The 13,640-nt window shown below is 69.4% G+C and carries 15 protein-coding genes and 1 riboswitch; of the genes, 9 read left to right on the top strand and 6 right to left on the bottom strand.

Going from position 1 to position 13,640, the window contains the following annotated elements; genetic code table 11:
- Positions 1-15: 15 nt before the first annotated feature.
- From ACQPWU_RS55830 to ACQPWU_RS55815, 4 genes are read left to right on the top strand one after another with little or no spacing between them, the layout of a single operon-like run.
- A complete protein-coding gene (locus ACQPWU_RS55830; RefSeq protein ID WP_433435230.1) occupies positions 16-960 on the top strand; it encodes an ABC transporter permease in 945 nt (314 codons plus the stop codon).
- Positions 953-1,927, top strand: coding sequence for an ABC transporter permease (locus ACQPWU_RS55825; RefSeq protein ID WP_433435229.1), 975 nt, complete (start codon positions 953-955; stop codon positions 1,925-1,927). The genes ACQPWU_RS55830 and ACQPWU_RS55825 overlap by 8 nt, the downstream gene beginning before the upstream one ends.
- 13 nt (positions 1,928-1,940) lie before the next feature.
- Positions 1,941-2,975 carry an ABC transporter ATP-binding protein gene (locus ACQPWU_RS55820; RefSeq protein ID WP_433435228.1) on the top strand — a complete coding sequence of 345 codons (1,035 nt, stop codon included), beginning with the start codon at positions 1,941-1,943 and terminating at the stop codon, positions 2,973-2,975.
- Complete coding sequence (locus tag ACQPWU_RS55815; protein ID WP_433435227.1) at positions 2,962-3,975, top strand: ABC transporter ATP-binding protein; 1,014 nt, start codon at positions 2,962-2,964, stop codon at positions 3,973-3,975. Before ACQPWU_RS55820 ends, ACQPWU_RS55815 begins: the two co-directional genes overlap by 14 nt.
- Before the next feature lie 50 nt (positions 3,976-4,025).
- On the opposite strand, the gene ACQPWU_RS55810 is transcribed toward ACQPWU_RS55815, so the two are convergent.
- The 5 genes from ACQPWU_RS55810 to ACQPWU_RS55790 form a co-directional block, all read right to left on the bottom strand.
- Positions 4,026-5,210, bottom strand: a complete 1,185-nt coding sequence (locus ACQPWU_RS55810; RefSeq protein ID WP_433435226.1) for a lipid-transfer protein — start codon at positions 5,208-5,210, stop codon at positions 4,026-4,028.
- On the bottom strand, positions 5,207-5,611 hold the full coding sequence (locus ACQPWU_RS55805) for a Zn-ribbon domain-containing OB-fold protein (RefSeq protein WP_433435225.1): 405 nt from the start codon (positions 5,609-5,611) through the stop codon (positions 5,207-5,209). The genes ACQPWU_RS55810 and ACQPWU_RS55805 overlap by 4 nt, the downstream gene beginning before the upstream one ends.
- Before the next feature lie 26 nt (positions 5,612-5,637).
- Complete coding sequence (locus ACQPWU_RS55800) at positions 5,638-6,804, bottom strand: S8 family serine peptidase (protein ID WP_433435224.1); 1,167 nt, start codon at positions 6,802-6,804, stop codon at positions 5,638-5,640.
- Positions 6,801-7,298, bottom strand: coding sequence for a hypothetical protein (locus tag ACQPWU_RS55795; protein ID WP_433435223.1), 498 nt, complete (start codon positions 7,296-7,298; stop codon positions 6,801-6,803). The genes ACQPWU_RS55800 and ACQPWU_RS55795 overlap by 4 nt, the downstream gene beginning before the upstream one ends.
- 192 nt (positions 7,299-7,490) lie before the next feature.
- Positions 7,491-8,297: an SAM hydrolase/SAM-dependent halogenase family protein gene (locus tag ACQPWU_RS55790; protein WP_433435222.1), complete on the bottom strand. Its 807-nt coding sequence runs from the start codon at positions 8,295-8,297 to the stop codon at positions 7,491-7,493.
- A gap of 111 nt (positions 8,298-8,408) precedes the next feature.
- Here ACQPWU_RS55790 and ACQPWU_RS55785 point away from each other — a divergent pair, with 111 nt between their 5' ends.
- From ACQPWU_RS55785 to ACQPWU_RS55775, 3 genes are read left to right on the top strand one after another with little or no spacing between them, the layout of a single operon-like run.
- On the top strand, positions 8,409-8,708 hold the full coding sequence (locus ACQPWU_RS55785; RefSeq protein ID WP_433435221.1) for a DUF3263 domain-containing protein: 300 nt from the start codon (positions 8,409-8,411) through the stop codon (positions 8,706-8,708).
- Positions 8,709-8,747: 39 nt separating this feature from the next.
- Positions 8,748-9,518, top strand: coding sequence for a trehalose-phosphatase (gene otsB, locus ACQPWU_RS55780; RefSeq protein WP_433435220.1), 771 nt, complete (start codon positions 8,748-8,750; stop codon positions 9,516-9,518).
- A 35-nt stretch (positions 9,519-9,553) separates the two neighbouring features.
- Positions 9,554-10,126 (top strand): hypothetical protein, encoded by a 573-nt coding sequence (locus tag ACQPWU_RS55775; RefSeq protein ID WP_433435219.1) that lies wholly within the window; start codon positions 9,554-9,556, stop codon positions 10,124-10,126.
- 8 nt (positions 10,127-10,134) lie between these two features.
- Here ACQPWU_RS55775 and ACQPWU_RS55770 read toward each other — a convergent pair whose 3' ends face one another.
- The gene (locus ACQPWU_RS55770) at positions 10,135-11,565 is read right to left on the bottom strand and encodes an alpha,alpha-trehalose-phosphate synthase (UDP-forming) (protein WP_433435218.1); all 1,431 of its coding nucleotides are present in this window, start codon (positions 11,563-11,565) and stop codon (positions 10,135-10,137) included.
- Positions 11,566-11,596: 31 nt separating this feature from the next.
- Here ACQPWU_RS55770 and ACQPWU_RS55765 point away from each other — a divergent pair, with 31 nt between their 5' ends.
- Both ACQPWU_RS55765 and thrC read left to right on the top strand, forming a co-directional pair.
- A complete protein-coding gene (locus ACQPWU_RS55765) occupies positions 11,597-12,151 on the top strand; it encodes an RNA polymerase sigma factor (RefSeq protein ID WP_433435217.1) in 555 nt (184 codons plus the stop codon).
- A 79-nt stretch (positions 12,152-12,230) separates the two neighbouring features.
- Positions 12,231-12,372: riboswitch (SAM riboswitch) on the top strand.
- A gap of 13 nt (positions 12,373-12,385) precedes the next feature.
- A complete protein-coding gene (thrC, locus tag ACQPWU_RS55760) occupies positions 12,386-13,618 on the top strand; it encodes a threonine synthase (RefSeq protein ID WP_433435216.1) in 1,233 nt (410 codons plus the stop codon).
- Positions 13,619-13,640 lie beyond the last annotated feature (22 nt).

The following is a 13,640-nucleotide window of genomic DNA, read 5'->3' as shown; positions in this document are numbered from 1 at the left end:
TACCGGAGGGCTTCAATGGGCCGTTATGTCATCAGGCGTCTGATCCAGGCGATACCCGTCCTGCTCGGCGCCACCCTACTCATCTTCGTGATCGTCTTCGCGCTGCCTGGGGACCCCATCGCGGCGCTCTTCGGAGACAAGCGTCCGGACCCCGCGGTGGCCGAGGTCCTGCGCGAGCAGTATCACCTCAATGATCCGCTGCTGCTGCAGTACTGGTACTACATCAGCGGCGTGCTCTTCCGCGGCGACTTCGGTGTGAACTTCGCCGACGTGCCCGTGTCCCAGATCATGGCCGGCAAGTTCCAGGTCACCCTGAACCTCGCCCTGACCGCCCTCGTCATGGAGGCGATCATCGGCGTCGGCCTCGGACTGTGGGCGGCGCTGCGCCGCGGCAAGGCCACCGACACCATGATCCTCGCCTCCACGCTGCTGCTCATCTCGGTGCCCACGCTGGTGACCGGCTTCGTGCTGCAGCTCGTTCTCGGCGTGAAGCTCAAGCAGTGGACCGGGGCGGACATCTTCCCCGTCGCGGGCACGTTCGCGGGCTGGCGCAGCTACATGCTGCCCGGCTTCGTGCTCGCGGGAACGTCGATCGCTTACCTGACCAGGCTCACCAGAACCAGCCTGGCGGAGACGCTGAGAGCGGACTACATACGCACGGCCACGGCCAAGGGCCTGCCGAGACGCCGCGTCATCGGCAGACATGGGTTGCGTAACGCGCTGATCCCGCTGGTCACCTATCTGGGCGCCGACCTCGGCAACCTGATGGGCGGCGCGGTGATCACCGAGACGATCTTCAACCTGCCGGGGATCGGGAATCAGCTCTACACGAGCGTCTACTTGCGAGAACAACCAATTGTCGTGGGTATCGTGACCATCCTGGTGCTGATTTACATCCTGGCCAACCTGGTCGTCGACTTGTTGTACGCCGTGCTCGACCCGAGGATCCGCTATGAGTAACCCAACCCCGCCGGTGGGGCCCGGACTCCCGGAGACGCAGACCCTGGTCACCGACACGGTGACAGCCCCGGCGCCGGCACGACATGGCAAGAAGCCCAAGGACGGCAAGCCGGCCAGCCTGTGGACCGACGCCTGGTACGACCTCAGACGGCGGCCGATGTTCATCATCTCGGTGATCATCATCCTGATCCTGCTGGTCATGTCGTTCTGGCCGTCGCTGTTCACCTCGATCGACCCGTACAACGCCAGGACCTGCGATCTGTCCACGGCCAGGCACGTGCCCGGCGCCGGCCACCTGTTCGGCAAGGACAACCTGGGATGCGACGTCTACGCCAGGACGATCTACGGTGCACGCAACTCGATCTTGATCGGCGTGTTCACCACGATCATCACCACGCTCATCGGCGGCCTGCTCGGCATCGTGGCCGGCTACCGCAGCGGCGTGGTCGACACGGTGTCGTCGCGGGTCACCGAGATCTTCTTCGCCATCCCCCCGATCCTCGGCGCGCTGCTCATCGCGGCCACGTTCCGCGGCAGGGCCAACAGCATCCTGCTGGTCATCATCGCGCTGGCGGTGCTCGGCTGGCCGATGACGTTCCGCATCATGAGAGCAGCCGTGATCACCGCGAAGAACCAGGACTTCGTGGTAGCGGCCAGGGCGCTGGGAGCGGGAGCCGGGCGGATCATGTTCCGCCACCTGCTGCCCAACTCGCTGGCCCCGGTCATCGTCGTGGCCACGATCAACCTCGGAGGCTTCATCGCGGCCGAGGCGGCGCTGTCGTTCCTCGCCGTCGGCGTGCAGTCGCCGGACATCTCCTGGGGCCTCATGATCGCCGACGCGCGACCCAGGTTCCTGGAGGCGCCGCTGCCGCTGGTGTTCCCAGCCGTGTTCCTCTGCATCACGGTGCTCGCTTTCATCATGATGGGCGACGCCGTACGCGACGCTCTCGACCCGAAGCTCAGGTAGAAGGGGGGATCAAGTGAAGAAGACGTCAACAGATGTGTTGCCCGCCGAGGGAGGGCTGGGCGACGAACCACTGCTCGCGGTCGACAACCTGCACGTGGAGTTCCACACGCGCCAGGGGGCCGTCCACGCGGTGAACGGCGTGAGCTACACGGTCGCCCCAGGCGAGACGCTCGCCGTGCTGGGCGAGTCGGGTTCGGGCAAGTCCGTGACCGCGCAGGCGATCATGGGCATCCTGGACATGCCGCCGGCGGTCATCCCCAAGGGGGAGATCCGCTTCAAGGGCACCGATCTGCTCAGGCTGTCGGAAGAGGCACGCACGCAGGTGCGCGGCCAGCGCATCGCGATGATCTTCCAGGACGCGCTCTCCGCGCTCAACCCGGTGTTCACCGTGGGCTGGCAGATCAGCGAGATGTTCCGGGTGCACCGGGGCATGTCCAAGGGCGACGCCATGAAGAAGGCCGTCGAGCTGATGGACCGGGTGCGCATCCCGGCGGCCAGGCAGCGCGTGAACGACTATCCGCACCAGTTCTCCGGGGGCATGCGGCAGCGCATCATGATCGCGATGTCGATCGCGCTGGACCCCGAGGTGCTGATCGCGGACGAGCCGACCACGGCGCTCGACGTGACCGTCCAGGCGCAGATCATGGAGCTGCTGGCCGAGCTGCAGCGCGAGAGCCAGATGGGCCTGATCCTGATCACGCACGACCTCGGCGTCGTGGCCGACGTGGCCGACAAGATCGCCGTCATGTACGCGGGGCGCATCGTGGAGAACGCCCCCGTGCACGACATCTACAAGGGGCCCGCCCACCCGTACACGAAGGGCCTGCTCGAGTCGATCCCCCGGGTCGACCTCAAGGGCCAGGACCTGTACGCGATCAAGGGCCTGCCGCCCAACCTGCTCGACCTGCCTACCGGTTGCGCGTTCCATCCCCGGTGCCCGTACCGGCAGGACGACTGCGTGACCGACGTCCCCCCGCTCCACGAGATCAGCGGCACCAGAGGCAGCGCGTGCCACTACTGGAGGGAGGTCCTCGATGGCGATCGGTGAGCGCATCCTCGAGGTTCGGGACCTGGTCAAGCACTTCCCGCTGACCCAGGGCATCGTCTTCAAGCGGCAGATCGGTGCGATCAAGGCCGTCGACGGCGTGTCGTTCGACCTGCACAGGGGCGAGACGCTGGGCATCGTGGGCGAGTCGGGCTGCGGCAAGTCCACGCTCGCCAAGGTGCTGATGGCGCTGGAGCGGCCCACCTCCGGCTCGGTGAAGATCAACGGCCGCGACATCGGCAGGGCCAAGGGCGGCGAGCTCAAGCGGATGCGCCGCAACATCCAGATGGTGATGCAGGACCCGTACACCTCGCTGAACCCCCGGATGACCGTCGGCGACATCATCGGCGAGCCGTACGAGATCCACACCGAGGTGGCGCCCCGGGGCGGCCGTCGCAAGAAGGTGCAGGAGCTGCTGGAGGTGGTGGGGCTCAACCCCGACCACATCAACCGCTACCCGCACCAGTTCTCCGGAGGGCAGCGGCAGCGCATCGGCATCGCCCGAGGGCTGGCCCTCCAGCCGGAGATCATCGTCTGTGACGAGCCGGTGTCCGCCCTGGACGTGTCCATCCAGGCGCAGGTGATCAACCTGCTCGAGCGGCTGCAGAACGAGTTCAACCTGGCGTACATCTTCATCGCCCATGACCTGTCGGTGGTGCGGCACATCTCCGACCGGGTGGGCGTGATGTACCTCGGCAAGTTCGTGGAGCTCGGCAAGGACACGGAGATCTACGACCGGCCGGCGCATCCGTACACGCAGGCACTGCTGTCGGCGGTGCCGGTGCCGGACCCGGACGGGCGGGAGCAGCGGGAGCGGATCATCCTCCAGGGTGACCCGCCGTCCCCGGCCAATCCGCCGTCGGGGTGCCGCTTCCGTACCCGGTGCTGGAAGGCGCAGGCGATCTGTGCCGAGGAGGAGCCGCTGCTGCAGGTGCGGCCGGGCACCGGGCACGAGAGCGCCTGCCACTTCGCGGAGACGCACGACGTGGTGCACGTGGGCTGACACCTGCGTACCAAGGCCCTCCGAGGAGCTCTCCTCGGAGGGCCTTCGAGTTATGTTGTGGCGATCAGGGCGGAGCCGTGGCCGAAGAGGCCCTGGTTGACGGCGAGGCCGACGCGGGCGCCCGCAATCTGGCGCGGGCCCGCCCCACCTCGCAGCTGGAGGGTGAGCTCGCAGAGCTGGGCGATCGCCTGGGCGGGGATCGCCTCGCCGAAGGAGGCCAGTCCGCCCGAGGGGTTGACCGGGATCCGGCCGCTCAGCCCCGTCTCCCCGTCGTGCAGGAGCTTGGCCGACTCGCCGGGCGGGCACAGGCCGACGTCCTCCATCCAGTCCAGCTCCAGTGCCGTGGAAAGGTCGTACACCTCCGCCAGAGAGACGTCCTCCGGCCCGACCCCCGCCTCTTCGTAGGCCGCGTGCGCGATCGCCGCTCTGAAGGGCCTCTCAGGGGCGGGTACGGCGGCGCTGGAGTCGGTGGCGAAGTTCGGCAGCTCCAGGATCGTGTTGGGGAAGGTCGGGGTGACGGTGGACACGGCGGCCACGCGTACCGAGGCGGGCAGGCCCCGCCGCCGGGCGTAGGGCTCGGAGGCCAGGACCACCGCCGCGCCCCCGTCCGAGGTGGCGCAGATGTCCATGAGGTGCAGCGGGTCGGCGACCATGGGGGAGGCCAGCACCTCCTCGGCGGTGACGGGATTGCGGTAGCGGGCCATGGGGTTGAGCGATCCGGCCAGCGAGTTCTTGACCTTGACGGCGGCGAAGTCGGCCGGGCTCGAGCCGTACAGGGCCATGCGCCTGCGGGCGTAGAGGGCGAAATAGGCGGGGTTCGTGGCGCCCAGCAGCCGGAAGCGTTGCCAGTCAGGGTCGTCCGGACGGTCCCCGCCGACCGGCTTGAAGAAGCCCTTCGGGGTCGAGTCCGCCCCCATCACGAGCGCCACGTCGCACAGGCCCGCCAGGATGCGCGTGCGGGCGATGTCCACGGCCTGGGCGCCCGAGGCGCAGGCCGCGTAGCAGGACGCGACCCTGGCACCCGACCAGCCCAGCGCCTGGGCGTACGAGGCTCCCGCGATGAAGCCCGGGTAGCCGTTCCTGATCGTGTCCGCCCCGACCACGAACTCCACGTCGGTCCACGCCACCCCCGCGTCGCGCAGGGCCGCGCGGGCCGCCGCCACCCCGTACTCCAGGAAGGGCCGGCCCCACTTCCCCCACGGATGCATCCCGACGCCCAGCACCACCACGCTCATGAGGCCCGCTCCCACATCCACACCAGCGGCCCGTCGGCCAGCGGTCCCGAGGTGAGCTCCAGCTCCATGCCCACCTCGAGCTCCGCCACCGTGAGGCCCTTGACCTGCCCGAGCACCACGATCCCCACCTCGTCGAGCTCCACCGCGGCCAGCGTCACCGGCACGTACGGCTCCGCCGCGACGTAGGGCGCCGGGGGCGGGTAACAGGCGTTCGTGTACGACCACACCCTCCCGCGGCGTGGAAGCCGGATCTCCTCCATCGACGTCTCCTCGCAGCGCGGATTGGGGCAGAGGCCGCTACGGGGCGGGAAGCAGACGGTCCCGCAGGTGGCGCACCTGACGCCCAGGAGGAAGACGCCGTCTTCGTCGATGGCGAACCAGCCCTCGATCGCAAACGTCATAGTCCGGAGTATCGCACAAGCGCTTGCTAGGTTGGGAGAGTCGTCTTCGTGGATCGCCTGCGGCGCTTGCGGTGGCGCACGATCACGCGCGCCGACATCGCCGCCACCAGCATCACCATGCCCGCCACCACCGGCCACCTGGAAACAGGCGGTGGCCCATCGCCGAAGTACGGCCCCGGCCGGGCGGGGGGCGGTGCGGGCACGTCCAGGCGGTCGGCCTCCCGCAGGGCGAGCAGCGCGTTGGCCACCCCGTGCCCGTAGGCCGGGCTGTGGCCGTCCGCGGGCCGTTTCCGGGTGCCGAGCTCGATGGCCATCCGCACGTGGTACGGCGACATGTCCGGATGCGCCGCCTTGATCAGGGCCGCGATGCCCGCCACCATGGCCGCCGCCGAGCTGGTGCCGTCGCTCACCACGTACGAGTCGTCCCCGTCGGCCGTGACGATCTCCGTGCCGGGGGCCACCACCGAGAGGTAGTCCTGGCGGTTGGAGAACCCGGCCACGCGCAGCGATTTGTCCACCGCCCCCACGGCGATCACCCCGGGGTAGGCGGCGGGGAAGTTCATCCTGTTGGCCGTTTCGCCGTCGTTGCCCGACGAGGCCACCAGCACCGCCCCATTGGCGATCGCGTACTGGACGGCCTCCTCCTCCGATGCCGAGCCCTCCCAGGCGCCGCTGCCGCCGCCCAGCGACATGCTGATCACGTCGGCGCCGTGGTCGACCGCGTACCGGATGCCCTTGGCCAGCGCGTCGCGCCCGCCGGAGCGCTGCTGCACACGCAGCGGGTCGCCGTTCTCCAGCGTGACCCTGATGGACAGCACCTTGGCCGCGGGGGCCACCCCGATGACGCCGCCCCTGCGCTCGTCGCCGTGGCCGCGCCCGGCGATCAGGCTGGCCATGGCGGTCCCGTGCCGCCCCCAGAGCCCCTTGGCGGCGCCGGTCAGGTCGGGGCCCTGGATCACGGCGCCCCGCAGGTCGGGGTGGCGGCCGTTCACGCCGGTGTCGAGCACGGCCACGACCACGCCCTCGCCCTTGCTCGACCGCCACGCCTCGGGCAGCCGCATCGCGGCGAGTTGCCACTGCCCGGCCCGCGCCATCTCTCCCACGTGGTCGAAGCCCACGTCGTCGGAGGCGCTCGCCGGGGCGACCCCGACCACCAGAGCGGCCACCAGGGCGGGGACGATGAGCCGGCTCATCGGGTCAGCGCCCGGAGCAGCGCCGTCGCGATCTGCCGCGCGGCGTCGCGCAGCCGCGGCACGAGGCGGTCACCCGGCTGGTACGGTCTGCCGTCGGCGTATCCCGCGGCCGTCGCCACCATGTAGTGCTCGTAGGATCCGACGACCACCCCGGTGAAGTACTGCCGCTCGCCGAACCTCTCCGCGGGCCCCTCGGGAAAGGCCACCGGCCGCACGGTCGCGGGCCGCCCCGTGCGGGAAGAGCCTGACCAGACCCTGTCGAGCACGGCGATGCCCACGGTGGCGACGAACGTCTGCGTGCTGTCGGCGTACGTGGCGCGCAGGGCCATGCGGCAGCCGCGTAATACGGCGGCGGGCTGGAACGCCGTCCGGCAGGGCGCTTCGGGCGCGACCCCGGCCAGCACGTACGTGATCCGTGCCCCCGACGGGCTCACGCCGGGCACGGTCTCGGGGAAGATCTGCGCCACCGGCCACGCACGCCAGCGCTCTGACACGGGCGGCTCCGGTAGCGGCCAGATCACGGAAAGTATGGAGAGCAGCACAACGGACAGTTGGAACACGTTGACCTCGAGCGGGAGATCTCGAGCGGGAGGGGAGGATGCCCGCGCGTGCATTCTGACACGTGACTGGAGGTCATTTGGTGAACAGACCGATACGCGGAGTAATTCCGATCTGCGAAGTTCGACCTAAGGGGTAGGGGAAAGTCGGACATGTGCTCCAGGTGGGAGCCCCAGCCGCTGCGCCGCGTCGCCGGAATTGACCGCGATCGCGACCAGCCCCGCCGAGTCCGCGAACGCCACCAGCTCCCCGGGCGGCACCGCCGCGAACGTCTCCCGGTACGGCAGCGCGAGTTGCCTCCGCCCGAGCCATACCCCGAGCGTGTCGCCCACCCGTACGCCGAGCGCCTGCAGGTCGCCGGCCGCGATCGAGAGCTGGGTGTTGCCGTAGCGGTCGACCGAGACGACCTCGCCCTCCACCGAGCCGTCGCGCAGCAGCGAGGTCGGCTCGGGCAACGAGACCAGCCGGCCGACCGGCACCTCGGGCCCCAGGTCGGACGTTCGCAGCCCGCCGCACAGCCGCCCCGCGACCGGCGAGAACACGTCGCGCCCGTGGAAGGTGGGGGAGACCGGCCGCAGGAAGTGCGCGTCGTTGCTGATCTCGTACGCGGCCTCGGCGCCGCCGCTGGCGCGCACCGCCCACGACAGCAGCCCGTTGTCGGGGCCGATGAACACCCGGCCGCCCGCCTCGACGGCCACCGCGCGCCTGGCGCCGCCCGCGCTGGGATCGACCGCGCCGATGTGGATGCCCTGGGGGAGGTAGGGGATGGTCTGGGCGAGAATCGCCGCACCACGCCGTACGTCTCCCGCGGGGACCAGGTGACACACGTCGATCACCCGCGCCTCAGGGGCGATCCCGGCGATCACTCCATGACACGCCGCCACATAGCCGTCTTCGAGCCCATAGTCGGTGAGGAGTGTGATGACTGAGGTCACATTTCGTGACTGTACGTCTCTCAATCCGCCGTGAACAGCCGCACTCGGCACATTACGATGAGGACGGGCCGCCTGCGCGCATCGGCTCACGCCCCTTTCGAGGAGGACACCATGGGAGCACCGCTCAGCGGTGACAATGCTGCCCAGGAACCGTCCGGCCAACCACTCTCAGAACGCGATATCGAACTCCTCGCCTTCGAGCGCCAGTGGTGGCGCTACGCGGGTGCGAAGGAGCACGCCATCAAGGAGAGCTTCGGGTTCTCCGCCACGCGCTATTACCAGTTGCTCGGTGAGTTGATCGACAGGCCGGAGGCACTCGAGCACGATCCCATGCTGGTCAAGAGGCTGCGCAGGTTACGATCCACCCGCAGGCGTGACCGTGCGGCCAGAAGGCTCGGCATGCGTCCCTGACCGGCTGGGTACGGCAGCCGCGTGAGGAACATCCCTGGAATGGAAGCGATCTTGAAGGATCCGGCCGGCGCCGTGATCGGGCTCGATTTCGACGGCACCCTGTCGCCGATCGTGCCCGACCCCGCCAAGGCCGTGATCCACCCGAAGGCCCCCGAGGTGCTCGCCGAGCTGGGTGCCCACGTCCTGGCGGTGGCCATTGTGACCGGCAGGCCGCCGGCCACCGCTCTGGAGCTCGGGCCCGGCCTGGCCGACGTGCCCGGGCTGGTCGTGCTCGGGCACTACGGCTTCGAGCGCTGGGAGAACGGCCGGATCTCCGGGCCCCCGCCCCCTCCGGGCGTGCTCCGGGCCGAGGCGGAGCTGCCGCTGCTGCTCGACGCGTTCGGCCTGGAGGGCGTGGCCGTCGAGGACAAGGGCCGGGCCGTGGCCGTGCACACCAGGCGCAGTCCCGACCCCGAGGGCGCGCTGGCCAGGCTGCGCGAGCCGCTGGCCAAGCTGGCCGAGAAGCACGGCCTGGTGGTCGAGCCCGGGCGTTTCGTGCTGGAGCTGCGGCCGCCCGGCATGGACAAGGGGCAGGCGCTCAGCCTGTTCCTGGCCGAGCGGGCCGCCAGGTCCGTCATGTTCGTCGGCGACGATCTGGGCGACCTGGCCGCGTTCGAGGCCGTACGCACCTCCGGGCTGCCCGGCGTGACCGTGTGCAGCGGCTCCGCCGAGGTCACCGCCCTGGCGGAGCAGGCCGACATCGTGGTGGACGGGCCCGACGGAGTCGTGGCGCTGCTGCAAGAACTTGCGTCGGCTTTCAGTCGTTCGTGATTGGTCTGCAAGTCTCGCTGCCTAGGGTCGGGCGCATGTCCAAGCGATACCTCGCCGCCGCGGCCGTGGCCGCTGCCACCCTCCTCGCCGTCTCCATGCCCGCGAGCGCCGCGCCCGCCCAGCCGCTCAAGCTGCGTAACGGCCTGACCCTCTACATCCCCATCAAGTGGAAGGTCCACGGCGCCGGCACGGACGCGGTGCAGATCGTGACCGGCAAGTGCGCCAAGCCGCAGGGATGGGGCACGCCCGAGTGCGACGCCTTCTACGTCTTCGGCCCCAAGTACATCAAGCACGGCCGGGAGTGGTTCGGCCCCTACACCGGCAAGGACCCGTTCTACACGGCGAGCGACGTACAGCCCTGCCCGGTCAACAAGAAGTGGGGCGAAAGGATCGGTCCCGAGGTCACGAGGGGCCTGCGCCAGGTCGGGGCGGGGCACAAGGCCGCCTACAACGCGTGGCGGTCCACCTGCGCCGGCTACTCCGGCACGAAGGTGCTGGCCCGTTTCACGCAGCGCGAGTGGTACCTGCCGAAGAGCAAGATCCTGGTCGTCGACCAGTGGGACACGCCGGGGCTGGCCGACGTGCTCAAGAACGCCGACTGGAGCTGAGGACCACCCTAGATCTCGGCGAGGGCGTCGAGCTGGGCCGCGAGCCACTTCTGCGGCGGCAGGGCGGTGGCCGCCGCGTGCAGTTTGTCGCGGCGCATCCGGCGCTCGTCCTCCGGCATGACGAGCGCCTGGTGCAGCGCGGCGGCAGTGCCGCTGATGTCGTACGGGTTGACCACGAGGGCGTGCGGGCCCAGCTCGGCCGCCGCCCCCGCCTCGCGTGAGAGCACCAGCGCGCAGCGCGGCGACAGGACCGGGCCCTCCTTGGCGACCAGGTTCATCCCGTCGCGGATGGGGTTGACCAGCAGCACGTCGGCCATCCGGTACGCGGCCAGAGAGCGCGGGTAGTCGTCGTTGACGTTGAGGATCAGCGGGTCCCAGTCCTCGGTGGCGTACTCGTCCTCGATCTCCTGGGCGCAGCGCTGCACCGACGCGGTGTACTCGCGATATTCGGGCAGGTCGTGCCGGCTCGGGTACGCGAAGGCCAGATGCACCACCTTTCCGTGCCACTCGGGGTGCGCGTCGAGGAACTCGCGGTAGGCCACCAGGCCGCGCACGATGTTCTTCGACAGCTCGGTGCGGTCGATGCGGACGATCAGCCGCCGGTCGCCCACCTGCTCCCTGAGCGCGGCCATGTGCGACTCGACGTCGGGCTCGCAGGCCCGCTCCCACAGCGCCTCGCCGTCCACGCCCAGGCTGTGGACGCCGATGCGGGTGGTCCTGCCCTCGTAGGTGACGCTGCGGCCGGCGCGGTCGGCCTCCGCGCCCAGCAGCGCCTCACAGCAGTCCATGAACGCCTGCGCCCACCGGTCGGTGAGGAACCCGGCGTGATCGGCGCCCAGGATGCCCTCCAGGACCTCTCCGGCCACTTCGTCGGGCAGCAGCGAGAAGTATTCGGGCGGCGCCCACGGGGTGTGGCTGAAGTGGGCGATGCGCAGGTCGGGCCGCTCGGCGCGGAGCATCGCGGGGGTCAGCGTCAGGTGGTAGTCCTGCACCATCACGCGGGCGCCGTGGCCGGCCTCCTCGGCCAGCGCCAGCGCGAAGGCGCCGTTGTAGTCGCGGTAGGACTCCCACTCGCGTTCGAACCTCGTGCCGAAGTTGGGCGCGTTGGGGATGTCGTAGAGCAGGTGGTTGACGAACCACAGGGTCGAGTTGGCCACGGCGTTGTAGGCCCGGTGGAAGATGGCGGGCGGGATGTCGAGCATGCGCAGCGGGCCGGTGTCGTAGCCGGCGTGGTCGATCCTGCCGCCGGGCGCCAGGCGAACCGCGCTGCGGTCGCCGTCGGACAGCGCCGCGCACACCCACAGGACGCCCTCTTTCCTGGCCACCCCGGACAGCCCTGACACCAGGCCGCCGCCACCGCGCTTCATGGTCAGCTCACCGTCGTCGGACACGGTGAACGAGACCGGTCCTCTGTTGGAGGCCACCAGGACGCTGTTCATCTACGCTCCCTTCGCCCATAGGATCCCAGCTATGGCGCTTGATGAGCTAACCGAGGAACTCGCCCGCTCCGCCGCTGCAGGAGATCATCGCGCACTTGGCGAGCTTCTGGCGCGAATCGAGCCCGATGTGATGCGTCACTGCGCCCGGATCCTGCCCTACCACCAGGACGCCGAAGAGGCCTCGCAGGACACGTTGCTGGCCGTGGCGCGCAACATCGGGCGGTTCGAGGGCCGGGCGAGATTCAGCACCTGGCTCCACATCGTGACGGCCAACTGCGCGCGCACCACGTACAGGTCGCTCAAGCGCAGGGCGGCCGAGCAGAGCTCCGACGAACTGCCCGTGCAGAAGCCCGACGTGCGGCGGGTGAGCGTGATCGCCGGCTCGCGGCTGGACCTGCTCGACGCCATGGAGGCGCTGGAGGCCGACAAGCCCGACCTGGCACAGGCGTTGGTGCTGCGCGACATCGTCCAGCTCGACTACAGCGAGGTGGCCGAGCAGCTCGGCATCCCGCTCGGCACCGCCAAGTCGCGCATTCACCAGGCGCGCAAATACGTGCAGGGAGTGCTGGGTGAGGACTACCGTTGAGACGGCACGTCTCAAGTTCTGAGACGAGTAGCCATTTCGGCCCCCTGGGCAGGTAGAGTCCATTTCAACAACTGAATATTGCTCATCCAGAGGGGTGGAGGGACCGGCCCTACGAAGCCCCGGCAACCCTCCCGGCTTGAGGCTCGCGACCTGGCGAGGCCGACCGGGACAAGGTGCCAATTCCGGTCTGCGGTCAAGGTGGCCGCGGGCGAAGATGAGGGAAGGCCTCGCTTCATGTCGCTTGACTTTGGTCCTGCTGTCGGTCTGTCCTGCCGCGAGTGCGGTACGCGTTACCCCCTCGGTCCCAGCTTCGCGTGTCTGGAGTGTTTCGGGCCGCTCGAAGCGGCCTATTCCTTCGGCACCGTGACCCGGGCGGACATCGAGTCGGGCCCCGCCAACATCTGGCGTTACCGGTCGTTGCTCCCCGTCCCTGTCGACGTCGCCAGTAAACCCAACATGAACCCGGGATGGACCAAACTGGTCAAGGCCGGAAACCTCGGGCGCGCACTCGGTCTCAAGTCCCTGTACGTCAAGGACGACTCGGGCAACCCCACTCATTCATTCAAGGACCGCGTGGTGGCGATCGCCGTCGAGGCGGCGCGTAACTTCGGCTTCCACACGCTTTCCTGCTCCTCCACCGGCAATCTCGCGGGTGCGGTCACCGCCGCGGCGGCGCGGGCCGGGCTCGAGGCGTGCGTGTTCATCCCGGCCAATCTCGAAACGGCGAAGATCGCTATGGCCCGCGTGTTCGGCGGCAAGCTGATCGGCATCGACGGCACGTACGACGAGGTCAACAGATTCTGCTCGGAGCTGATCGGCGACCCGCTGGGCGACAAGTGGGGGTTCGTCAACGTCAACCTGCGGCCGTACTACGCCGAGGGCTCCAAGACGCTCGCGTACGAGATCGCCGAGCAACTCGGGTGGCGGCTGCCGGAGCAGATCGTCATCCCCATCGCCTCGGGCTCGCAGCTCACCAAGATTGACAAGGGCTTCCGGGAACTGATCCAGCTGGGCCTGGTCGAGGACACGGCGTACAAGATCTTCGGAGCCCAGGCGGCCGGATGCTCGCCGGTCTCCACCGCGTACAAGGCCGGGCATGACGTCGTGCAGCCGGTCAAGCCCGACACCATCGCCAAGTCGCTGGCCATCGGCAACCCGGCCGACGGGCCTTACGTGCTGGACATCGCCCGGCGCACCGGGGGTGCCGTCGAGGACGTCACCGACGCCGAGATCGTGGCCGCGATCAAGCTCCTGGCCTCGACCGAGGGCGTCTTCGCCGAGACCGCGGGCGGGGTCACCGTGGGCGTGCTGAAGAAGCTGGCCGAGAGCGGGCGGCTCGATCCCGAGGCCGAGACCGTGGTGCTCAACACGGGCGACGGACTCAAGACGCTCGACGCGATCAGCGACGACGCCAAGCCCACGGCCGTGATCCGGCCCTCCCTCGACGCGTTCCGCGCGGCTGTCTGACAACCAGGAAAGGCGAGTTTAA

Origin of the sequence: Nonomuraea sp. CA-141351 (assembly GCF_050944675.1) — a bacterium.
Taxonomy (GTDB): Bacteria; Actinomycetota; Actinomycetes; order Streptosporangiales; family Streptosporangiaceae; genus Nonomuraea.
This window is presented reverse-complemented; position numbering and strand designations above follow the sequence as displayed.

Bases quoted from the DNA above. Each gene is read 5' to 3' on its own strand.
- ACQPWU_RS55810 (WP_433435226.1), bottom strand. From the start codon at position 5,210: ATGAGCGTGGTGGTGCTGGGCGTCGGGATGCATCCGTGGGGGAAGTGG.
- ACQPWU_RS55775 (WP_433435219.1), top strand. From the start codon at position 9,554: ATGTCCAAGCGATACCTCGCCGCCGCGGCCGTGGCCGCTGCCACCCTC.
- ACQPWU_RS55765 (WP_433435217.1), top strand. From the start codon at position 11,597: ATGGCGCTTGATGAGCTAACCGAGGAACTCGCCCGCTCCGCCGCTGCA.
- ACQPWU_RS55815 (WP_433435227.1), top strand. From the start codon at position 2,962: ATGGCGATCGGTGAGCGCATCCTCGAGGTTCGGGACCTGGTCAAGCAC.
- otsB (WP_433435220.1), top strand. From the start codon at position 8,748: ATGGAAGCGATCTTGAAGGATCCGGCCGGCGCCGTGATCGGGCTCGAT.
- thrC (WP_433435216.1), top strand. From the start codon at position 12,386: ATGTCGCTTGACTTTGGTCCTGCTGTCGGTCTGTCCTGCCGCGAGTGC.
- ACQPWU_RS55805 (WP_433435225.1), bottom strand. From the start codon at position 5,611: ATGACGTTTGCGATCGAGGGCTGGTTCGCCATCGACGAAGACGGCGTC.
- ACQPWU_RS55770 (WP_433435218.1), bottom strand. From the start codon at position 11,565: ATGAACAGCGTCCTGGTGGCCTCCAACAGAGGACCGGTCTCGTTCACC.
- ACQPWU_RS55830 (WP_433435230.1), top strand. From the start codon at position 16: ATGGGCCGTTATGTCATCAGGCGTCTGATCCAGGCGATACCCGTCCTG.
- ACQPWU_RS55825 (WP_433435229.1), top strand. From the start codon at position 953: ATGAGTAACCCAACCCCGCCGGTGGGGCCCGGACTCCCGGAGACGCAG.
- ACQPWU_RS55785 (WP_433435221.1), top strand. From the start codon at position 8,409: ATGGGAGCACCGCTCAGCGGTGACAATGCTGCCCAGGAACCGTCCGGC.
- ACQPWU_RS55800 (WP_433435224.1), bottom strand. From the start codon at position 6,804: ATGAGCCGGCTCATCGTCCCCGCCCTGGTGGCCGCTCTGGTGGTCGGG.